At 30.7% G+C, this 22,775-nt stretch carries 23 protein-coding genes; 8 read left to right on the top strand and 15 right to left on the bottom strand.

What is annotated here, in order from left to right:
- Positions 1–172 precede the first annotated feature (172 nt).
- Positions 173–853: a YoaK family protein gene (locus HMPREF9129_RS01725; RefSeq protein ID WP_004819674.1), complete on the top strand. Its 681-nt coding sequence runs from the start codon at positions 173–175 to the stop codon at positions 851–853.
- A gap of 76 nt (positions 854–929) precedes the next feature.
- Here HMPREF9129_RS01725 and HMPREF9129_RS01720 read toward each other — a convergent pair whose 3' ends face one another.
- From HMPREF9129_RS01720 to HMPREF9129_RS01695, 6 genes are all read right to left on the bottom strand, one after another.
- A complete protein-coding gene (locus tag HMPREF9129_RS01720; protein WP_004819672.1) occupies positions 930–1,634 on the bottom strand; it encodes an LrgB family protein in 705 nt (234 codons plus the stop codon).
- Positions 1,627–1,989, bottom strand: coding sequence for a CidA/LrgA family protein (locus HMPREF9129_RS01715; protein WP_004819669.1), 363 nt, complete (start codon positions 1,987–1,989; stop codon positions 1,627–1,629). The genes HMPREF9129_RS01720 and HMPREF9129_RS01715 overlap by 8 nt, the downstream gene beginning before the upstream one ends.
- 69 nt (positions 1,990–2,058) lie before the next feature.
- Positions 2,059–3,027, bottom strand: a complete 969-nt coding sequence (locus HMPREF9129_RS01710; protein WP_004819667.1) for an electron transfer flavoprotein subunit alpha/FixB family protein — start codon at positions 3,025–3,027, stop codon at positions 2,059–2,061.
- Positions 3,028–3,035: 8 nt separating this feature from the next.
- Positions 3,036–3,800, bottom strand: a complete 765-nt coding sequence (locus HMPREF9129_RS01705) for an electron transfer flavoprotein subunit beta/FixA family protein (RefSeq protein WP_004819666.1) — start codon at positions 3,798–3,800, stop codon at positions 3,036–3,038.
- A gap of 2 nt (positions 3,801–3,802) precedes the next feature.
- Complete coding sequence (locus HMPREF9129_RS01700) at positions 3,803–4,939, bottom strand: acyl-CoA dehydrogenase family protein (protein ID WP_004819664.1); 1,137 nt, start codon at positions 4,937–4,939, stop codon at positions 3,803–3,805.
- Between the two features lie 23 nt (positions 4,940–4,962).
- The gene (locus HMPREF9129_RS01695) at positions 4,963–6,378 is read right to left on the bottom strand and encodes a D-lactate dehydrogenase (protein WP_004819662.1); all 1,416 of its coding nucleotides are present in this window, start codon (positions 6,376–6,378) and stop codon (positions 4,963–4,965) included.
- A gap of 403 nt (positions 6,379–6,781) precedes the next feature.
- Between HMPREF9129_RS01695 and HMPREF9129_RS01690 the strand changes: the two genes are divergently transcribed.
- Both HMPREF9129_RS01690 and HMPREF9129_RS01685 read left to right on the top strand, forming a co-directional pair.
- On the top strand, positions 6,782–7,921 hold the full coding sequence (locus HMPREF9129_RS01690; protein ID WP_004819660.1) for an acyl-CoA dehydrogenase family protein: 1,140 nt from the start codon (positions 6,782–6,784) through the stop codon (positions 7,919–7,921).
- 48 nt (positions 7,922–7,969) lie between these two features.
- A complete protein-coding gene (locus HMPREF9129_RS01685) occupies positions 7,970–9,523 on the top strand; it encodes an acyl CoA:acetate/3-ketoacid CoA transferase (protein WP_004819657.1) in 1,554 nt (517 codons plus the stop codon).
- 154 nt (positions 9,524–9,677) lie between these two features.
- Here HMPREF9129_RS01685 and HMPREF9129_RS01680 read toward each other — a convergent pair whose 3' ends face one another.
- Both HMPREF9129_RS01680 and HMPREF9129_RS01675 read right to left on the bottom strand, forming a co-directional pair.
- On the bottom strand, positions 9,678–10,004 hold the full coding sequence (locus HMPREF9129_RS01680; protein WP_169311332.1) for a hypothetical protein: 327 nt from the start codon (positions 10,002–10,004) through the stop codon (positions 9,678–9,680).
- Positions 10,005–10,075: 71 nt separating this feature from the next.
- Entirely contained in the window at positions 10,076–11,191 is a 1,116-nt protein-coding gene (locus tag HMPREF9129_RS01675) for a hypothetical protein (protein WP_004819649.1), read from the bottom strand.
- A 332-nt stretch (positions 11,192–11,523) separates the two neighbouring features.
- On the opposite strand from HMPREF9129_RS01675, the gene HMPREF9129_RS01670 reads away from it, so the two are divergent.
- From HMPREF9129_RS01670 to HMPREF9129_RS01650, 5 genes are read left to right on the top strand one after another with little or no spacing between them, the layout of a single operon-like run.
- On the top strand, positions 11,524–11,952 hold the full coding sequence (locus HMPREF9129_RS01670; RefSeq protein WP_004819647.1) for a VOC family protein: 429 nt from the start codon (positions 11,524–11,526) through the stop codon (positions 11,950–11,952).
- 39 nt (positions 11,953–11,991) lie between these two features.
- Positions 11,992–12,783, top strand: coding sequence for an acyl-CoA dehydratase activase (locus HMPREF9129_RS01665; protein WP_004819644.1), 792 nt, complete (start codon positions 11,992–11,994; stop codon positions 12,781–12,783).
- 15 nt (positions 12,784–12,798) lie between these two features.
- Positions 12,799–14,067, top strand: coding sequence for a 2-hydroxyacyl-CoA dehydratase subunit D (locus HMPREF9129_RS01660; protein WP_004819643.1), 1,269 nt, complete (start codon positions 12,799–12,801; stop codon positions 14,065–14,067).
- Positions 14,068–14,071: 4 nt separating this feature from the next.
- Entirely contained in the window at positions 14,072–15,190 is a 1,119-nt protein-coding gene (locus tag HMPREF9129_RS01655) for a 2-hydroxyacyl-CoA dehydratase subunit D (RefSeq protein ID WP_004819640.1), read from the top strand.
- A gap of 15 nt (positions 15,191–15,205) precedes the next feature.
- Positions 15,206–15,577, top strand: coding sequence for a thioesterase family protein (locus HMPREF9129_RS01650; protein WP_004819638.1), 372 nt, complete (start codon positions 15,206–15,208; stop codon positions 15,575–15,577).
- A 94-nt stretch (positions 15,578–15,671) separates the two neighbouring features.
- Here the strand turns inward: HMPREF9129_RS01650 and HMPREF9129_RS01645 are convergent, their stop codons facing one another.
- The 7 genes from HMPREF9129_RS01645 to recF form a co-directional block, all read right to left on the bottom strand.
- Positions 15,672–16,313, bottom strand: coding sequence for a transporter associated domain-containing protein (locus HMPREF9129_RS01645; RefSeq protein WP_004819637.1), 642 nt, complete (start codon positions 16,311–16,313; stop codon positions 15,672–15,674).
- Positions 16,314–16,325: 12 nt separating this feature from the next.
- Positions 16,326–17,114, bottom strand: coding sequence for a SigB/SigF/SigG family RNA polymerase sigma factor (locus tag HMPREF9129_RS01640; RefSeq protein WP_004819636.1), 789 nt, complete (start codon positions 17,112–17,114; stop codon positions 16,326–16,328).
- 2 nt (positions 17,115–17,116) lie between these two features.
- On the bottom strand, positions 17,117–17,470 hold the full coding sequence (locus HMPREF9129_RS01635; RefSeq protein ID WP_004819635.1) for an ATP-binding protein: 354 nt from the start codon (positions 17,468–17,470) through the stop codon (positions 17,117–17,119).
- Positions 17,471–17,779 carry an STAS domain-containing protein gene (locus HMPREF9129_RS01630; protein ID WP_004819634.1) on the bottom strand — a complete coding sequence of 103 codons (309 nt, stop codon included), beginning with the start codon at positions 17,777–17,779 and terminating at the stop codon, positions 17,471–17,473. It lies immediately after the preceding gene.
- A gap of 2 nt (positions 17,780–17,781) precedes the next feature.
- A complete protein-coding gene (gene gyrA / locus HMPREF9129_RS01625; RefSeq protein WP_004819633.1) occupies positions 17,782–20,199 on the bottom strand; it encodes a DNA gyrase subunit A in 2,418 nt (805 codons plus the stop codon).
- A 14-nt stretch (positions 20,200–20,213) separates the two neighbouring features.
- Entirely contained in the window at positions 20,214–22,136 is a 1,923-nt protein-coding gene (gyrB, locus tag HMPREF9129_RS01620; RefSeq protein ID WP_004819632.1) for a DNA topoisomerase (ATP-hydrolyzing) subunit B, read from the bottom strand.
- 23 nt (positions 22,137–22,159) lie between these two features.
- On the bottom strand, positions 22,160–22,775 hold a 616-nt coding region (gene recF, locus HMPREF9129_RS11610), incomplete at its 5' end, for a DNA replication/repair protein RecF (protein WP_004819631.1).

The following is a 22,775-nucleotide window of genomic DNA, read 5'->3' as shown; positions in this document are numbered from 1 at the left end:
ATTAATTTTAGAACAATATAATAATTCTTATAGTTTAGGAATTAATTTAGTTGAAGAAAATTTAAAAAATTTAAGAAAATAAATTTCATTGACTTAGAATTAATTCTTTAATCTATAGTTTTTAAAATATGTTATACTTCTAAATATAATATTAATATTAAGAAGTGGTGTTATGAATAGAAAAATACAAATGTCAGAAACAATTTTAATAGGCATCTTACTTGCTATTTCAGGTGGGTTTATGGATGCATATTCCTATATTTTTAGGGATCATGTATTTGCAAATGCTCAAACCGGAAATATAATTCTCTTTGGAATTTATCTTTCTGAAGGAAATATCCACGAGTCTATTAAATATTTTTGGCCTGTTATTGCCTTTGCATTTGGAATAATTTTAGCTGATTTTTTTAGATATTTTGAAAATAAATATAAACTACACTGGAGACAACTTTCTGTCCTGATTGAAATTTTAATTTTTTCCGTTGTTGCTTTTATTTCAACTGAATACAATCTTTTGGCCAACAGTTTAATTTCTCTAGCTTGTGGAATTCAAGTCGAAAGTTTTAGAAAAATTTATTCTCATCCAATTGCAACAACAATGTGTATCGGAAATCTCAGAAGCGGAACTGAAAATTTGTATAACTTCTTGATGTATAGAGATGAACTCAGTTTAAAAAAGACTCGACTATATTTTGGTATTATACTTTGTTTTATACTTGGAGCAATACTTGGAAATATATTTATTGAATTATTCTCCTCTAAGGCAATTTTAATGAGTTCTATAATACTTAGCATTGTATTCGTTTTAATGTTCATAGAAGAGTTCAATCCTGAAAATTCAATTTTTAAGTAAATTAAGGTAGAGTTTAGAAATATTTTATTTTCTAAATTCTACCTTTCTACATTTTTCTAATACAATAAATATGTTTTTAAGCAACTCCTAAAATACTCACTATAATAGGTATTATAATTGATGCAATTATCGCATGAAGTCCTATTGAAAGCCCACTTATTGCTCCTTGAACTTCACCTATTTTTATAGCTTCACTCGTTCCCACGGCATGGCTTGCTGTACCTATTGCCAAACCTTGAGAAATTGGATTTTTTATTTTAAAAGTTTTTATAATCGGCCTTGCTATTACAGCACCAACTATTCCTGTTGTACATATATACATGACTGTAATAGATGTCATCCAGCCCATTTTATTTGATATCTCTATTCCTATTGCTGTTGTTACTGACTTAGGTATGCTTGCAAGTAAAACATCTTTTGGCATGCTCATTGCACTTCCAATAAAAATTACAAACAATACTACAAATACACCTCCAATAAATGTCGATATAATCATAGATATAAAATTTTTCTTTAGTGTTTCTACTTGTTTATACAACCCCACTCCTATAACTATAGTCTCAATTGGAGATATCATAAATTTTATTATTTTACCTCCGTTTTTATAATTTTCAAGCGGTATTCTGAATAATACCAATGTAAATATTACAATTAGCATAGCTACCAACATTGGATTGAGTATGTTATAGTTATGTCTTTCTTTTATTTTTGTCGCTAATAAATAGGCACTTACTGTTATAAATACGCTAAATAGAGGATCTTTTGTCAATATATCAATCATTTATTTCCCCCTTATTAAATATTTTTATTGTAAAATCTGAAGCCTTTCCGGTAATAATCATTGTTGCTGCTGTAGATAATATTATTAATAAAAATATTTTCAACCATACTTCTATACTGAATTGAGTTGCATATTCTAAAATTCCAACTCCTACAGGAACAAAGAAAAGAGCTAAGTACTTATGTGATACATCTATTATTCCCTTTAGTTTGTCTATTTTTATAATTTTCATCTGTAAAAGTATAAATAAAATCAAACTGGCAATAATTGTCCCCGGAAATGGAAATGGTAATATATTTGATATAAACTGCCCTATATAGGCTGTTCCAAACATAACAAGTAATTGAAATAACATAGTTTCCTCCTAATTGTGTTTTTTAGAAATCGTTTTAAATTAGTAGTATTAACTTATAAGTGTTATTATTTATTTGTTACTGACAATCTTATTTATCTCTGTATTGAATAGTGGTAATATTTTTTCGCAGTCTCCAACTATTCCTATATCGGATATATTGAAAATTGGAGCATCTTCATCTTTATTAATTGCAATTATAAAGTTAGATGATTGAATTCCTGAAACGTGTTGTACTGAACCACTCACACCACATCCTATATACAGTTTTGGTGCAACTATCTTTCCTGATTGACCTATTTGTGATGTCTTAGGTAAAATACCATCGTCTATCACCGGTCTTGTTCCTGAAATAGGAGCTTTTAATATATTAGCTAATTCATTTACCAGCTCATATCCTTCGCCTTTTGAAGCCCCTCTTCCACAAGTAACTATAATTTCTGCATCTTCTAAAGCTATTGTGCCTTGAGATTCTTCAAATATGCTCTTTATATTAGTTTTTAATCCTGCTCTTTCTACCTCAATATTTTCTTCTGTTGCTAAGTTATTTAAATTTTCTTTTTTCTCAAATGAACCTAATCTAATATTTGCAACTTTAATTTTTTCATGCTTTATTTTAGCTTCTGTAAGTACAGTTGAGCCATAAGTTGGATATATAAATTTAATATCATCTTCTTCAACTTCTATGGATTGTACATCTGTAACTGAAATTGAATCTAATTTAAATGCTGTATGTGCTGATATATCTTTACCATCCAACGTTCCTGCCATTAAAACAAATTTTACATCTTTTTCTGTTGCAATTTTTGAAATAATGCTAGCATAATCTCTTGCATTAAATTCTTCTCTTTTTACATTTATTACTAAATCTGCACCACTTGATGCCAACATTGAAGTATCAGCATTTTCACTTATTACAACTGCTATTACTTTTGAGTTGACCTCTCTTGAAAGTTCATGTGCTTTAGATAGAACTTCAAGGCTTGATTTTATAGGAGTATTCTCTTTTGTTTCCACATATATTAAAAAATCTTTTGTCATATTACACCTCAAAGAACTTTTTCCTGAACCATTATTTCTATGGCTTTTTTTACACTGTCTTCAATCTCTTCTTCTTGAATTTTAATTCCTGATTGTCTCTTTGGAGGCTCTGAATTGGATATTATTGTAAAATTATCATTTGGTATAATTTCTATCTCAATTTCAGAAATTTCTTTTCTTCTAGCTGCCATTTTAGACTTTATAGTAGGGTATCTTGGGTCATAATCCGGTTTATTAATAGTAACTACACTTGGTAGTTTAGTTTCTATTATTCTGTAGCCAAAATCTGTTTGTGATTTTGCTTCTAACAAATTATTATTTACCTCCATTTCAATAACGTTTGTTATAACACCAACATCTAGTTCTTCAGATAAATATATCCCTACTGAAGAAGATTGAGTGTCTGTGGATTCTTTTCCTAAGCAAATTAAGTCAAATTTTTCATCTATCTCTAACTTACAAATTGCCTCCTTAAGTGCAGTTGCAACATCTCTTGAATTTAAATCTTTATAATCATCATATTTTACAAGAACAGCTTCATCAGCTCCAACGGCCAAGCAATTTTTAAGAGAATTTTTTACTTCTTCATTTCCTATCGAAATCACGGTTACTTTTCCACCCAATTTTTCTTTTAATCTAACTGCCATCTCTAATGAATATGTGTCAAATGCATTAATAACCGGTGTTATTTCATCTACGACAGGTACTCCTGATTCTACCTTAACATCTACAGAATCATCTGGAACTTCTTTAATACAAACTAAAATATTCATATTTAACCTCTCATCATGTTATTTGCAACTACAATTCTCAAAATTTCGTTAGTTCCTTCAAATATTTGGAAAATTTTTGCATCTCTTAATAATTTTTCAACAGGGTATTCTCTACTATATCCATATCCGCCAAATAATTGAATTGCATCAGATGCTACCTGCATAGCTATATCAGAACCATAACACTTAGCTATAGCTGATTCTCTACTAAAAGATAGTCCTTCATCCATTCTATTTAATGCACAAGCAACCATTTGTCTTGCTGTTTCAGTTTTTATATCCATATCTGCCAATTTAAATTGAAGTGCTTGGAATTTTATTACAGGTCTTCCAAATTGTTCTCTCTCATTTGTATATTTAAAAGCTTCATCTATTCCTCTTTGGGCAATTCCAACTGCGATACATCCCATCCAAGCTCTTGCTTGATCTAAAGTTTGCATGGCTATTGAATAACCTTTTCCAACTTCTCCAATTAAATTTTTTGCAGGAATCCTACAATCTTCAAACACTACATCACAAGTATTTGAAGTTCTAATTCCCATCTTATCTTCTTCTTTTCCGGCAGATAATCCTTTTGTTCCAGCAGGTACTAAAAACATGGACATAGACCTTGAACCTACAGATTTATCAGTTATAGCTGTTACACAATAGAAAGAGGCAACTGCTCCATTAGTTATAAAGCACTTTCTTCCATTTAATACATATTCATCTCCATCAAGAATTGCAGTTGTAACTCCAGAGCCAGCATCACTTCCTGCGCCAGGTTCTGTTAGACAAAAAGCTCCTATTCCTCCTTCAAGTACATTATCACAAACCCACTTTTTTTGTTCTTCATTTCCTGCAATTAAAACCGGTTTCATTCCAAGACCTGAGGCTGAAACAGTAGTTGCAAAACCTGCATCTGCCTTTGCCATTTCTTCTATTAGTGCTGCTACATCAACTCTTGAAAGCCCTGGTCCACCAAATTCTTCTGGAACTTCCAATGCCAAATATCCTTGCTCTATTGCCTTATTATATATTTCCTCTGGCCATTCACCTGTTCTATCAAACTCTTTACATTGTTCTTTTACTTCTTTTTCACAAAAATTTTTAACATCTTGTAGCAAATCCTTTGCTTCTTCTGAAATCAAATATGCCATATTCTATTTCTCCCCTCTCAAATTTAAATTATTTTATTTGGATTTAAAATAAATTTAGGATCAAATGCCTTCTTTATTTCTCTCATCAAATTTACGTTTAATTCACCTTCAAACTGTTTTAGATATTCTTTCTTTCCATATCCTATTCCATGTTCTCCGGATATCTGTCCACCCATTTCATAAGCTTTTTGATATATAACGGTCATAAATTCATGCACTTGTCTCATAAATTCATCTTTTTCCATACTATTTGAACAAGCATAGATGTGTAAATTTCCATCTCCTGCATGTCCAAAACTCTTTACAGAAAAATCGTAATTTTCTCCTTCTTTATTTACAAAGTTTATATACTTGGCAATCTTATTTATAGGTACTACTACATCACATTCATCTAATAGTTCTGTTTCTGCTTCTATTGCTTCTAAGAAAGATGATCTTGCTGCCCATGCATCTTTTATTTTTGCTGGTGTATCAGCTACTAAAACATCTATTGCTCCAGCTTCTATTACAACTTCTGCAGCTTTTTCCACTATGTCATCCAACATATCTCTATTTTCACCATCAAATGTAACTAATAGGTATGCTCCTATTTCAATTCCTTCTAATTCTTTAGGAAAAGTACTTTTACCTATGAATCTTTCAGAAGTTAAGACTATTTCTCTTTCCATAAATTCTATGGCTTGTGGATTTAAATTACTTCTGAACAGTTTAGGAACAGTTGATATACAATCATCTAAGTTTTCATATGGAATTACTAGAGATACTGTTTCTTTTGGTGCTGTTATAAGTTTTAAAGTCAACTCTGTAATTATTCCAAGTGTTCCTTCAGAACCTATCATTAAATTTATAAGCGAATATCCTGTTGAAGTCTTAGCAACATTTGCTCCAAATCTTGTAATTTCTCCTGTAGGAAGTACAACTTCCATTTCTTTTACATAATTTCTTGTAGTGCCATATTTCACAGCTCTCATTCCACCAGCATTAGTAGAAACATTTCCACCTATTGTCGCAAATTTTTCACCCGGGTCTGGTGGGTACATATATCCTCTTGAAAGAGCATCTTGAGCTAAATCATTTAAGTAAACTCCAGGTTGTACTCTAACTACAAAATTGTCATCATCATATTCTAAAATTTGATTCATAGATTTTAAATCTATCATTACTCCGCCTTTAATGGCTACACCTGCTCCGGTAAGTCCAGTTCCTGCACCTCTTGGCACAATTGGCAAATTGTTTTGATAACATATTCTAACAACGTTTGCAACATCATTTGCATTTTTAGGTCTTACCACTACATCAGGTATACCTTCTCCATAAATAGGCATCTCATCATGAAAAAAATCTTCATTTATTTCATTTCCAACATATACTTTTCCTTCAACAGAGGATTTAATCTGTTCTTTAATTTCATTTGTAACAGCATTGTATTCTCTATTCATAAACTTCCTCCTACTTCTTAATTCCTAAAATTAATTTAATTTTGTGATAATAATATATTTTTTAAATTTCTTTGTCAATTTAAAAAAACCTTCAAATTGTGTATTTGACTAATTTATAGAGGTTTTTGATGTTCTATTTTGTATGAATTTTTTATTGTTATTTATCAACTAAATCAAGTAATAATCAAATTTCTATTTATTTTAACAAAATAAAATTGTTATCACAAAATCTTACAAAAAATTGTATTTTTTGAACTTGTTGAACTTTTATTCAACTTAGGTCATATTTAAGTTGTTTTTATTCCACACAAAATTATTTATCGTATGTTATAGAAAACGTTTTAAGTTATTCATGTAGATAATTACTTATTATGTTGTAATTAAAAAAGTAGGAGGAACAATTATGGATTTTAATTTAACAAATGAACAATTAGTAATTCAAAAAGCTATGAGAGATTTCGTCGAAAAGGAAATAGCACCTGGTGTTATGGAAAGAGATGAAAAAAGTGAGTTTCCTATAGAACAATTTAAAGCACTTGGTAAATGTGGTTTAAATGGTATTCAATATCCTAAAGAATATGGTGGACAAGGTGGAGATTATATATCATATGCAATAGCTGTTGAAGAACTTTCAAAAGTTGATGGTTCTATTGGTATTGCTTATTCAGTTAATGCTTCCCTTTATGCTTTCCCTATTTTTAAATACGGTAGCGAAGAAATCAAAAAGAAATATCTTCCACCTGTTTTTAATGGGACTTCTATAGGAGCTTTTGGCTTGACAGAACCTAATGCCGGTTCAGATGCCGGCGGTTGTGTCACTATAGCAAAAAAAGAAGGTGATAATTATATTCTTAACGGTTCAAAATGTTTTTCAACAAATGGGCCTTTAGCTGACTATTACATAGTATTTGCCTTAACTGAACCTGAAAAAGGCGCTAAAGGATTATCAGCATTTGTAATTGAAACTTCTTGGGAAGGAGTAAGTGTTGGTCATATAGAAGATAAGATGGGCATTCGTTCTGCTAAGGTTAGTGAAATGTTCTTAAAGGATGTAAAAGTTCCTGCTTCTAATTTACTTGGTGAAGAAGGACAAGGATTCAAGATTGCAATGGCTACTCTTGATGGTGGTAGAATCGGTGTTGCTGCTCAAGGTTTAGGTTTGGCAAAAGGCGCTTTTGAAATCGCTAGAAAATATATGATGGATAGAAAACAATTTGGTAAACCAATTTGTGCTCAACAATATCCTGCATTTAAAATGGCTGAACTAAGAACTAAAATTGAATACTCTGAACTATTACTTTACAAAGCAGCTCAAGCAGAAACTGAACATAAGCCATATACTATCCCTGCAGCTATGGCAAAACTTACTTGTACAGATACAGCTATGGAAGTTACAACTCAAGCAGTTCAATTCTTGGGTGGAAATGGATACATGAAAGATTATCATGTTGAAAGAATGATGAGAGATGCAAAAATCACTCAAATATATGAAGGCACTAACGAAATACAAAAGCTTATTATAAGCGGTAGTCTTTTTAGATAATTATTATATATAGGTTATAAAAATATATCCTATAATTGGAGGCAGATTATGATACCCAAATTTACAAATCTCAAAGAAGCTCTTTCGATAATAAAAGACAATGATGTTGTCGTAACATCAGGTTTCGTTGGTTGTTCAAACCCCGAAGCATTAGAAGCCGGAGTAGAAAAAAGATTTAAAGAAACTAATAGTCCAAAAAATTTAACTTTATTTTATGTTGCCGGTCAAGGTGACGGTGATGATAAATCAGTAAACCATTTAGCACACGAAGGTCTTTTAGGAACAGTCATTGCAGGTCATTTCAATAAAGCACCCAAATTGATGGATTTGATGGCAGCTAATAAGATCAAGGGCTATAATGTTCCTCAAGGCGCTCTAGCACAAATGTTAAGAAATGTTGCCGGAAAAAAAGTTGGAGTTGTAACTCATGTTGGACTAAATACTTTTGCCGACCCTCGTAAAGAAGGTAGTAAAGTAAATGATGTCACCACAGAAGATATAGTTGAACTCATAAACATTGGTGGAGAAGAAAGACTTTTTTATAAAGCTATGCATTTTGATATAGCTCTAATTAAAGGAAGTTTTGCTGATGAAAGAGGAAATATTTCTATGGACTTGGAAGTAGTTCCTACAGAAGTTTTATCAATTGCACAAGCAGTTCACAATTGTGGTGGAAAAGTTATTGTTCAAGTAAACAAAGTGGTTAAAAATGGTTCTTTAGACCCTAAACTTGTTAAAATACCTGGTGTTTGTGTTGACTATGTAGTTGAAATACAAGAACCTTCCCTAAAACAACAAGCTTACGGTATAGACTATGAACCGGAACTTGCAGGTAACACAAGAATCGCTGAAAAAAATTATAATGCTTATATACCTCTAAATGCAAAAAAAGTAATAGCAAGACGTGGTGCTATGGAAATTGTTCCTGGCCTTGTTGGTAATTTAGGTATAGGCATACCTGAACTTGTTTCAAACATTGCAGCAGAAGAAAATATAAGTGACCACATAGTTTTAACGGTTGAATCAGGACCTGTTGGAGGTATTCCTCAATCCGGACCAAGATTTGGTGGGTCAATAAATGCAGATGCAATAATTGATCAACCTTACCAATTTGATTTCTATGATGGAGGAGGTCTTGATATATGTTATCTCGGACTTGCTCAAGCAGATTCTCATGGAAATCTAAATGTATCAAAATTTGGTACTAGAATTGCTGGATGCGGAGGATTTATAAGCATCTCGCAAAATTCAAAAAAAGTTATTTTCTGTGGAACTTTCACAACTAAAGGATTAAAAACAGAAATAAAAGATGGAAAATTAAACATCTTAGAAGAAGGACAAGTTAAAAAATTCAGAAAAGATGTTGAACAAATTACTTTTTCTGGAGACTATGCAAGAAGTGTTTCTCAACCTGTTTTATATGTAACAGAGAGATGTGTCTTTGAATTAAAAAAAGACGGTTTAACACTTGTTGAAATCGCCCCGGGAGTGGATCTACAAAAAGATATATTAGACCAAATGGAATTTGAGCCTATAATTGATAAAAATCTTAAATTTATGGATCCAAGAATATTTATAGACAAACCAATGGGTTTGAAATAAAAAATTAAAATTACTTTATCCTAAAAATTCAAATTGAAGTAAAATTCATAAAATATTAATTAACCTATTAACGTGAAATTAAATGTATCAATTACAAAAAGAGTGTCAGGAACTTATCCATTCTGACACTCTCTCCTTTTAAAGTATATAAAATTTAATCTTCTACATTCTCTGAAGAAATTTCCATAATTTTTAAAAACATACTTCCATAATTATTCCATTTTTCTTCAAGCTCTTCAACAGTATATTCTCTACAATTATCTCCATTTTTTAAATTTTCTAAAAATTCATTTACGCCATCAACTAAGTTTTTATCAATTACGGTATGTATAAATGGTTCTAAATTTTTAAAAAATCTTGCATAATTCTTTATAAAAAATTTCTTTTGATTTAAATATATTCCAATGTTAAATTCTTTAAAGTCACCACTAACTTTTTCACCATCTATAATATATATTTTTATATTTTTATTCTTTTTCATCAGTCTAATTACATTGAAAAAATGCTCTTTTCTCTGCTCTATTGACATGGTATATTCTGTATCTATATATACTAATTTTCCCGTTTGTATATACTTATAAAGAGAAACTTTAGGTATAAAAAATTTATATTTCTTTCATGAAAAATTTCTTCCCACTCTATTTGAAGTTTTTTTATTTGTAACATATTTTCCAATACATTAAAATCTTTGTTTTCTCTCTTTTTAATATTTTCACATTCTTTTTTTGCAATGTCTTCAATTATTTCAGATGGTAATAAAAATTCAAACCCATAGCAACAGAACATATTAAAGTGATTATCTGTATAAAAATCCGTTCGATAGCCACTCCTATTCATTTCAAGACTATTTACATTTTTCATTAAGATATTTTCATTTTTAAATTTTGCAGCTAAAATCTTATAAGCTTTATCAACTTCTTCCTCATCATTTGAATAAGATATTATCTCCATCTTTTTATTTTTATCAAGAGAATAGTTTATTACAAAATTGTTTTTTGCTATTATTGCATTAAAGTATTTGAATTCGCTATTCTTATACATTGTTACATTCAGGTTAGATTTATCATTTAAAAGTTGATATAGTTTTTTTAGTTTTTCTGATTTTTCTCCTTCTAAGTCATCCACATCAAGACCTATTTTTATATTTATATTTTTAACCTCACTTATCAAGTTTAAAATATACTCTACTCCATCTGATATAAAATCCATTGTTATTAATAAGTCTGTAAAACCTTCTTCATTTTTTAAGTTTTGTTTTTGTATTACATCACTTAAAAATAGTTTTATATTGCTATTACCTATTACCATTCTGGTGTTATTTTCTACACTATCATAATTTTTAATAGAATCTTTATATTCTTTCATAAGTATTTTATTAATCTTTTCTTCAATGAATTTTGAATCTTCTAGATAATTTGAATTTTCCGGTAATTTTATATCAAATTCCAGAAAAAAATCTAATACTTTATTTTGTTCAAAAATTTCCCTTGATAATACCTCACTTATTTTTTTATTTGTTGTTCTTATGTATTTTTGAGATGGTAATTTAGAAGCATTACACCACTTGCTTATGTATGAGATATCATAATCTAATTCATTTGCAAGTACTATTAATTTAATATTAGTAAAATCAATCATTTTTTTTAAAACCGGTGAATATTTATTCATAACATAACTCCTATCCTCACAAATAGAAACAAAATTTCTTACAATAACTTATCTTGTATATAGCATAAACTTTTTCATTTAAATTATCATTTGAATTTATTGAATTTTTTGTTCAAAATTGAATTTTTTGTTCAACATCGGGCATACTATGACGATTTAAAAGCCATTGATGTTTTTGTAAAATTATATCAAGAGAGAAAAACATTTTCAATTATTCAAATCTATAATTATATTGAGATTAAATTGTATAAAATATTCTGAAATAAATCAAATCCCAATATATTATAGATTAGACAATCGTTTTTCTTCAAATTTTAAGGAGTTGAAGTTATATGAAACCAATGAGAATGCACCATGTGGGAATTGTACTTCCTACACTTGAAGAAGCTTATGAAATGATTGAAAGACTAGGTTTAGAAATCGATTACAAAGGTCATGTAGATGCTTACCAAGCAAAATTAATTTTTACAAAATCCGGTGATCATTCAAGTCCTATAGAATTCATCATTCCTGAAGCAGGTGTTTTAAAAGATTTTAATAATGGAAAAGGTGGTATAGCGCATATTGCCTTTGAAGTTGATGATGTTGAAGCAGTTAGAAAAGAGTACGAAGAAAAGGGATTACAAATGCTTGAGCGTGAAGCTGTTCCAGGTACAAGCGATATAATAGTTAATTTTCTAAGACCTAAGTACAATAGTGGGATATTGGTAGAATTTGTTGAAACTATAAATCCTATTGATAGAGAATATAATAAATTCTAAATAAAATCTAATACATTTATTTAAAGGAGATATATTGATATGTACACTATGGGAGTAGATATCGGTTCTACATCATCTAAAATCATAATACTTGAAGATGGAATAAAAATTATCGGAAATATTGTAGTACAATCTGGAACCGGTACAAGTGGGCCAACAATTGCTACTGCAAAAGCTAAGTCCTTTCTTTCAAATAATAATTTAACTTTAGATGATATATCTAAAATCGTTGTCACAGGTTACGGCAGATTTTCATTTGATATTGCCGATAAACAAATAAGTGAAATAACTTGTCATACAAAAGGTATTAACTTTTTAGTGCCTGAAGCTCGAACTATTTTAGATATAGGTGGACAAGATACAAAAGCTATTTCAGTTAATGATAAAGGTCAAGTTCTACAATTTTTCATGAATGACAAATGTGCCGCCGGCACTGGCAGATTTTTAGAAGTCATGGCTAAAATTTTAGAAATACCTTTAGAAAAAATGGGTGAATATGATAGATTATCAACTAATCCGGTAGCTATAAGTAGTACTTGTACCGTTTTTGCTGAGTCTGAAGTTATTTCTCAGCTATCAAAGGGCATATCTAAAGAAAATATATTAGCCGGTGTACATAATTCAACTGCTAACAAAGTTTGTGGTCTTTTATATCGTACAGGAATTAAGGAAAAAATAGTTTTATGTGGAGGAGTTGCTCAAAACCAAGGTGTTGTTAGAGCGCTCCAAGAGGAATTAAAAAAAGAAATAACCATAGCTCCTCACCCACAAATGACAGGCGCCATAGGTGCTGCTTTATTTGCTTATGAAGAGGCGAATAAAAATTTATAGAATAGAAGGGTGAATATGAATACTATAGATATATCAAATATGAAAGCTAAAGAAATGCTTGGATATTTTCAAAACAAACTTGACGAAGAAGCACGTGAAGCTAAAAAAAATGGAAAATTAGTTTGCTGGTCAGCCTCTGTAGCTCCATCTGAATTTTGTGTAACCATGGATATCGCATTAGTTTATCCAGAAACTCACGCAGCCGGTATAGGTGCTAGAAAAGGCTCTTTAGCTATGTTAGATGTTGCTGATAGAAAAGGTTATAATACAGATATATGTTCTTATGCCAGAGTAAACTTAGGATATATGGAACTTTTAAAAGAATATGCTAAGACAGGAGTGAAACCTAAAGAACTTGAAGAATCTCCTGCTGCAGATGTTCCTCTACCTGATTTAGTAATAACTTGCAATAATATATGCAACACTTTACTAAAATGGTATGAAAATTTAGCTGCAGAATTAAATATTCCTTGTATAGTTATAGACGTTCCTTTTAATCATACTATGCCTATTCCTAAGTATTCTAAAGAATATATTGCTGACCAATTTAAGGAAGCAATAAGACAACTTGAAGAAATAACAGGAAAAGATTTTGACTATGATAAATTTTTAGAAGTTCAAGAGCAAACGCAAAGATCTGTTGCTCAATGGAATAGACTTGCTGCACTTTCTAAATATGAACCGTCTCCTCTAAATGGATTTGATTTATTTAACTATATGGCTCTTATAGTTTGTGCAAGAAGTAAAAATTATGCTGAATTAACTTTTAAAAAATTTGCCGATGAACTTGAAGAAAATATGCAAAATGGAGTGTATCCTTACAAGGCTGGAGAACAATCCAGAATTACTTGGGAAGGTATAGCTATTTGGCCATATTTAGGACACACTTTTAAGACTCTTAAAGGCTATGGCTCAATAATGACAGGCTCTGCTTATCCTGGACTTTGGAACTTAGAATACACACCTGGAGATATGCTTTCAATGGCAGAAGCTTATACGAGAATATATATAAACACTTGCCTTGACAATAAAGTTGATGTATTGAGAAAAATCATTAAAAACGGTAAATGTGATGGGGTCGCATACCATCTAAATAGAAGTTGTAAATTGATGAGTCTTCTAAACGTTGAGACAGCTGAAATTTTAAATAAAGAAAATAATCTTCCATATGTTAGTTTTGATGGTGATCAAACTGATCCTAGAAATTTCTCAGAAGCACAATATGATAACAGAATACAAACTCTTACTGAGATGATGTCTGCCAATAAAAAAATGAGGGGTTGAAATAATGAACAAAATTAATGAAATAATAAATTTATTGGATGAAGTTTCTAAAGATCCTAAACTAACAGTTAAAAAATATAAAGAAAAAACAGGAAAAGGTGTTGTAGGTGTCATGCCATTATATGCACCTGAAGAAATTATTCATGCTGCAGGTTTTCTACCTATGGGACTTTGGGGTGCACAAAAAGAAGTATCTAAAGCAAGAATTTATTTACCTCCTTTTGCATGTTCAATAATGCAAACTAATATGGAACTTCAAATAGAAGGTGCCTATGATGACTTAGATGCAGTTGTATTTTCTGTACCGTGCGATACTCTAAAATGTATGAGTCAAAAATGGAAGGGTAAAAGTCCTGTTATAGTATTTACTCATCCTCAAAACAGAAAATTAGAATCTGCAAATAAATTTTTGGTTACAGAATATGAAATCTTAAAAGATAAATTAGAAAAGATATTAAATGTAAAAATATCTGATGAATCCATAACAAATAGTATTGAAATTTACAATGAAAATAGAAAAGTCATGAGAGAATTTTCAGACCTAGCTGGTCAATATCCTAATATAATTGACCCTATTCAAAGACATATTGTATTTAAGTCCAGATGGTTTATGGAAAAATCAGAACATACTAAATTAGTTAAAGAACTAATATCTGAAATTAAAAAATTACCTATTGAAGAATGGGATGGCTATAAAGTTATAGCAACTGGTATTATGATAGAACCTGAAGAAATACTTCAAATATTTAAAGATAAGAAAATAGCTATTGTTGCAGATGATTTAGCTCAAGAATCAAGACAATTTAGACATGACGTACCTGAAGGAGATCAACCTCTTTTAAGACTTGCTAAGTGGTGGCAAAATTTAGAAGGATGTGCTCTTGCAACTGATACAAAAAAATTAAGAGGCCAAATGCTAATTGATATGGCGAAAAAATATAATGCCGATGCTGTATTGATATGTATGATGAAATTCTGCGATCCTGAAGAATTTGACTACCCTGTATACTATAGAGAGTTCCAAGAAGCTGGCATAAAGAATTTACTAATTGAAATTGACTTAGAAATGACAGCTTTTGAACAAACTAACACAAGACTTCAAACTCTTGTAGAAACTCTCTAATATAAGGAGATTAAAATGCTGGAAAAAGGTAGTACACAAGAACTTACCGAAATTGTTACAAAAGAAAATACAGCTGATGCTGTAGGAAATAAATCAGTATTTGTTTATGCAACTCCATTTTTAGTAGCATTAATGGAGCGAACTTGTATAAAATTGATGGAAGAAGATTTAGACAGTGGAGAAGTTTCAGTTGGAACTAATATAAATTTAGATCATCTTGCTCCAACACCAATTGGAAATAAAATTTTATGCAGAGCAGAACTGCTTGAACAAAGTGGTAAAAAATATGTATTTGATGTAAAAGCTTTTGATAATGACAAACTTATTGGAAAGGCAATACATACAAGATACAAAGTTAACTTAGATAAATTTTTAAATAACATTTAAAGATATATTCAATATAAATCACTCAATATTAAACCAAAAAAAGATTTTGTATTTTCACAAAATCTTTTTTGGTTTTATTCGAAAAATTAAATTCTTATTTTAAAATGTGTATCGAAATCTCTTCAATCAATCCCTCATCATGTATTTTCTGTATTTCATAAATGTATTTTCCATCATCCAACATCTTTCCAACTTCTAAATCTTCTCCCTTTTCTGAAAGTAATTTAGAAACAAGACCACCTAAAGTTTCAGCACCTTTTGAATCTATACTGTAGTTATATACCTCATTTATCTTGGTTATTGGCGATGATGCTGAAAATACTTTATTATTTCCTAATGAAATCAACTCCGAACTCATATGTGTTTGAATTAAATACTTTCTAATTACAAACAATACCGCAAGCGAGATTACACCTATTAAAATATCAGATAAAGATTCTGTATATATTAACATTTTTCTCGCTATTACAAGTGTTACCAGATGGACTATTGTAGTATCATTATGAGCAACCATTAAAAGTATAAACTCCATAGCTATTACCAACAAAAATACATGTGATAAAAACTTTTTAAATAATTCTATACTCTCTATAGCTCCACTACCAAGTATATTTATATAGTACTTAAATATATCAGGTACCGATATGAGTATTCCTATCATAAGTAATATAGATATTACTATTTCAAATAAAAAGACAACTCTGTTGAGCTTGAGTAAAAATTTTCTCCTGTTCATTTTAGTTTCCTCTTATACTTGCATTGTTTTTTTTAGTTCAGCTTGCATTTTTTTCAATACTTTTTTTTCTATTCTAGATACTGTCATTTGTGATATATCTAACTTTTTAGCTATGGCAACTTGAGTTTTCTTGTTCATATATCTGTCAATCAATATTGTCCTTTCAACTTCATTTAAGTCTACCATCGCCTTTTCTAGTAAATCATTTATTTCTATTTTGTCGAAATATTTTTCTTCTTCTCCAATCAAATCTGAAAGATTTATTTCTTTATCGTCCCCACTTGAATCATATACTACATCTAATGATTGAGGTGAATACACTTTTGAAGCTTCTATGGATTCCAATATCTCTTCAGGAGTTGAATTCAAATATTCAGCTATATCTTCAACAGTTGGAATTCTTTGGTATTTTTGAGCAAGTGTATTTTTTGCAAGATTTATCTTCTTAGATAACTCTTGAATTCTTCTTGGGACTCTTATTGTCCAACCCTTATCTCTAAAATATTTTTTTATTTCCCCTATTATTGTAGGTGTTGCAAAAGAAGAAAATTCATATCCTCTGCTCAAATCATATCTATCTATCGCATAAATCAAACCTATTGATGCAACTTGGTATATATCATCGTAATCTATACCTCTTCCCGCATACTTTTTAGAAAGAATTTCTGCTATATATAGATGCTCTTCAATAAGAATATCTCTTATATCAGGGTCTTGAGTATCTTTGTAGATTTTAAAGAGTTCCCTTCGCTCTTCTTTTGTAAGTTTTCTGTTTAATTTATAATATTCTTCTCTATTCATTTTCAAACCAAATTTATAATAAGTTGAAGTTTATCTTCTTCTATTCTGCTTTCGTCAACTAAACAATTTATTATTGTCTTAGCAAGTTCTGTTTCTTCACTTGTTTCATCTGTGACATTTGGACAAAATCCTGAAATTTCTATTTCAACTTTTTCTTCTGAAATTCTGTACTCCAAGTCAATATCCAATGAGCAATCATGTTTCATTGCTATGTTAAGTCCTTCGTTCACAGCTGCTTTAACATCTTCTATTTGGTCAAAGTCCAATTGATAGCTCATAAGTAGTCCAGAAGTCAAAAGTCTTACCGAACTAAAAAATTGTGGTTCCTTAGGTATATTTAATTTTATAACTTTCATTTACTCACCCATTTTAAAAACAGTATCAAGTTTTGTTATTGTAAATAACTTTTTGATTGATGGTTTTACTTCTTCAACTTTTATTTCAAATCCGTCTTCTTTTAATTGATTGAGAATGTAAATTAAAGCTCCTAACCCTGTTGAGTCTATATATTCAAGTTTTGAACCATCTATAATTATATTTGATTTTTCTTCTAAATATTTTTTTATAACTTCTTCTTTAAATTGTGAAGTAGTAGTTATATCCAATTCTCCAATCGGAATTACTTTTAAATTTTCTTTTCTTTCAAATTCTATATTAAAAGCCATTTTTAATCTCCTATATATTTAGCAACTGCAACTACATCTGAATCGGTTATATTCATAAGCTTAACACCTGATGTAGATCTACCCATTACTGAAATTCCTTCAATTTGAATTCTTATGATAATACCTTTAGAAGTTATCATCATAATATCATCATTACTTTCCATTATTTTAGCAGATACAAGCTTTCCTGTCTTTTCTTTTACTTTATAAGTTATTATACCTTTACCGGACCTGTTTTGTACCTTGTATTCAGACATAGGGGTTAATTTTCCATATCCTTTTTCAGATATTACTAACATAAGCTTATCATCGCTTGCAATTTCCATACTGACTACTTCATCATCTTTATTTAAACTTATTCCCTTTACTCCCATAGCAGTTCTTGCCATAGTTCTTATGTCCGTTTCTTTAAATCTTATACTCATACCGTCTTTAGTAACAAGCATAATCTCTTCATCACCTTTTGTGATTCTAGTTGAAACTATTGAGTCTCCATCTTTTAAAGTAATAGCAACTAGTCCTGATTTTCTGATATTTTTAAATTCTTCAAATGATGTTCTCTTAACTATACCACTTCTTGTAGCCATTACAATATTTAAATTTGGATCAAAGTCTTTTACATGAATTATTGATTCAACTGACTCATCTTGTTCTAAGTTAAGCAAGTTTCTTATTTGAGTACCTTTAGATTGTCTTGAGCTCTCCGGTATTTCATAAGCTTTAAGTCTGTATACTCTTCCTCTTGTTGTAAAGAATAAGATTGACTCGTGGCTTGATGTTATGAATAAATCACTTACAAAGTCTCCGTCTTTTGGAGTTGTAGCAGATATCCCCCTTCCACCTCTCTTTTGAGGTTTGTAAGTTCCCTCAGGCATTCTCTTTATATATCCACTTTGAGTTAGAGTAATTATTACATCTTCTTCTTTGATAATATCTTCAATTTCTATATCACCTTCAGAATTTTTTATGACTGTACGTCTAAGGTCTGAATGTTTATTTTTTACCTCAACAAGTTCTTCTTTTATTACTCCCATAAGTACATCATGGTTTTCTAATACTTTTGTCAACCATTCGATAGTTTCCAAAAGTTGTCTGTATTCTTCATCTAACTTATCTCTTTCAAGACCTGTTAAACGTCTTATTCTCATATCCAATATAGCTTGAGATTGTGCATCTGAAAGTCCGAATTCTTCCAAAAATTTATCTTTTGCTTCTTGGTCATTGTTAGATCCTCTAACTATTTGAATTATTCTCTCTATGTTGTCTAGTGCTATCTTTAACCCTTCGACAATATGTGCTCTTGCCTTTGCCTTCTTTAAATCGAATTCAGATCTTCTTGAAACCACTTCTATTTGATGGTCAACATAGTGTGTTATCAAGTCTTTTAAATTTAAAACTTTAGGAACTCCGCCAACAAGAGCAAGATTTATAATACCAAATGTTGTTTGCATTTGAGTATTTTTATATAGCTTATTTAAAACAACATTAGGATTTGCATCTCTTCTAAGGTCTATTACAATTCTTATTCCCTTACGAGATGATTCATCTCTGATTGCGGTTATTCCGTCTATTATCTTGTCTTTGGCAAGTTGTGCCATCTTCATTATCAAGTTTGACTTATTTACTTGGTAAGGTATTTCTGTTACAACTATTCGTGTTTTATTTTTTACTTCTTCAAATTCAGCAACTGCTCTTACTTGAATTTTTCCACGTCCTGTTTGGTAAGCTTTTTTTATTCCATCACGACCCATAATTTGAGCACCTGTAGGAAAATCAGGACCCTTTATAGTCTTCATTAATTCATCAATTGTGATGTCATTGTTATCAATGTATTCAATTACACCGTTTATAACTTCTCCCAAGTTGTGAGGAGGCATATTTGTTGCCATACCTACAGCTATACCATTTGAACCATTTACAAGTAAGTTTGGAAATCTTGATGGTAATACAACCGGCTCCATTTCTTCTTCGTCGAAATTTGGAGCGAAGTCAACAGTTTCTTTATTTATATCTCTTAACATTTCAAGGGCAAGTTTTGACATCTTGACTTCTGTATAACGCATAGCAGCTGCGCCATATCCGTCTATATTACCAAAATTTCCCTGTCCGTCTACAAGAGGGTATCTAGTACTAAAACTTTGAGCAAGCCTTACCGTTGCATCATATATTGAGCTGTCACCATGAGGGTGAAACTTACCCATTACATCTCCTACAAGTCTTGCAGATTTTTTAAATTGTCCTGTTGGAACCAATCCCAAAACTTGCATTCCATATATAATTCTTCTGTGAACAGGCTTCAAACCATCTCTTACATCAGGTAAAGCTCTTGCCACGATTACACTCATGGAATAATCGAGATATGACTTTCTCATTTTCTCATTTAAGTCTACTTCAACTATTCCATTCTTAGTTTCTGTCATATATATCTCCTAAATTATGCATCTATGTTTTCTGCAAAAAGTGCATTTTCTTCAATAAATTCACGTCTTGGTTCTACATCAGAACCCATCAGTATAGAGAATGTTTCATCTGCTTCAACAGCATCTTCTATATCTATCTTTAAAAGTACTCTCTTTTCCGGATCCATTGTAGTTTCCCACAAATCTTCAGCATTCATTTCACCAAGACCTTTGTATCTCTTAATATCATATTTTTTATCTCTTCCAAGTTCCTCTAATGATTTTTTAAGTTCTAACTCGTCATATACATATTTCAAAGGCTTATTCCCCTTTAAGATACCAAATAGAGGAGGTTGTGCAACATAAACATGTCCTTGTTCTATAAGAGGTCTCATATATCTAAAGAAGAATGTTAGTAACAATGTCATTATATGCGCACCGTCTACATCGGCATCGGTCATTATTACAATTTTATTGTATCTAAGATTTTCGATATTAAAATCTTGTCCAATTCCAGTACCAAAAGCTGTTATCATGGCTTTTATTTCATCTGATGCCAACATCTTATCAAGTCTCGCCTTTTCTACATTCATAATCTTTCCACGAAGAGGTAGTATAGCTTGGAATACTGAATCCCTTGCCTCTACTGCAGAACCTCCCGCAGAATTACCTTCAACTAAGAAAATTTCTGTATTTTCGTTATCCGATAATTGACAATCTGAAAGTTTTCCCGGAAGTGGCATTGCATCCAACATATTTTTCTTTCTTGAAAGATCTCTTGCCCTTCTTGCCGCTTCTCTTGCTCTTCTCGCTGAAAGAGCCTTATCTAAAATAAGTTTACCGACTTTAGGATTTTCTTCTAAGAAATCTGTCAATACATCTGAAACTACAGAATCCACAATTCCCCTTGTCTCAGAATTTCCAAGTTTAGCTTTGGTTTGACCTTCAAATTGAGGATTTGGAAGTTTTACACTTATTACAGCGCTCAAACCTTCTCTTACATCATCTCCGGATAGATTTTCTTCTTTTTCTTTTATGATATTATACTTTCTTCCATATTCATTAATAGTTCTTGTAAGAGCAGACCTGAAACCACTTAAATGACTTCCTCCCTCTTCAGTGTTTATATTATTTGCAAAACTTATTACATTTTCTGAATATGCATCAGTATACTGTATAGCTATTTCAACTAATGTCTTATCTTTTTCTTGGTCTATATATACTATTTCTTTGTGTATAGGTGTCTTTTTTCTATTGATGTATTCAACAAAAGATTTTATACCACCTTCGTAGTGATAAACCTCTTCTCTGACTTTTTCTTCTCTATAATCTCTGAAATTTATTCTAACACCTTTGTTTAAAAATGCCATTTCCCTAAATCTCTTAGACAAAATATCCCATTCAAAAATTAAAGTGTCAAATATTTCCGGGTCAGGACTAAATGAAATCTTAGTTCCTGTATCACTTTCAGCTACTTTACCAATTATTTCTAATTCCGAAGTAGGAATACCTCTTGAGAAAGTTTGTTGATGTATCTTTCCTTCTCTTTTTACAGTTGCTGTAAGTTTAGTTGAAAGAGCATTAACTACACTCACACCAACCCCATGTAGACCTCCTGACACTTTATAAGCGTCATTAGAGAACTTACCACCTGCATGCAGTATTGTAAGTACAGTTTCCACAGTGCTCTTCTTTGTTTGAGGGTGTATATCTGTTGGTATACCTCTACCATCATCACTAACAGATACACTTCCGTCTTTTTCAATTTCTATAGTAATTTCACTACATCTTCCTGCAAGAGCCTCATCTATTGAGTTATCAACTATCTCATATACTAAATGATGAAGTCCCTTGGAACCTGTAGAGCCTATGTACATACCAGGTCTTTTTCTTACCGGTTCAAGACCGGTAAGTACCTGTATGTTTTCAGCTCCATAATGCTGATTATTCTTTTCCATTTAATTCTCCTGTTCGTAACAGTTTAAAGTCGTTCTACATTAATTTTATTTGAATCAATTAAAAAACTATCTTCATTCAAATTTGTACTAGTTATAAAAGTCTGCATATTATCTAAACTTTGAGAAAGATACATAGCCCTTGTCTTATCAAGTTCCGAAAACACATCATCTAAGAGTAGTATTGGTCTTCTCTTGTTAAATTTCTCAAGAAAATCCATCTCGGCAAGTTTAAGAGCAAGTACTATACTTCTCGTTTCACCTTGAGATGCAAAACTCTTTGCAGACATTTCATTTATTTTAAAATCTAAATCATCTCTGTGTGGTCCTACAGTTGTAAATCTACTTTCAAAGTCCTTTTCTCTCTGTTCTAACAAAATTTCCATAAAAGTTTGTTCCATTTTATCTTTTAAAAATTTAACAGTTGAAAGATAAGTTATCTTTAGTTTAGAACCCTGAGAAAGTCTACTGTAGTGTTTTTTTGCAAATTCTTCAATTTCCTTAATATACTTAAGTCTTTCAAAGAGTATCTTCACACCATACGACGCAAGTTGAAAGTCATAAACTTTTAGCAATTCTTCATTAGGTCTCTTTAATAGTTTATTTCTTTCAAAAAGTATTTTTCTATATTTAGCTAAATTA

The sequence above is a fragment of the Peptoniphilus indolicus ATCC 29427 genome, from assembly GCF_000227315.1.
Taxonomy (GTDB): Bacteria; Bacillota; Clostridia; order Tissierellales; family Peptoniphilaceae; genus Peptoniphilus; species Peptoniphilus indolicus.
Note: the sequence above shows the minus strand (reverse complement) of the source record. Positions and strands in the feature narration are given on the sequence as shown.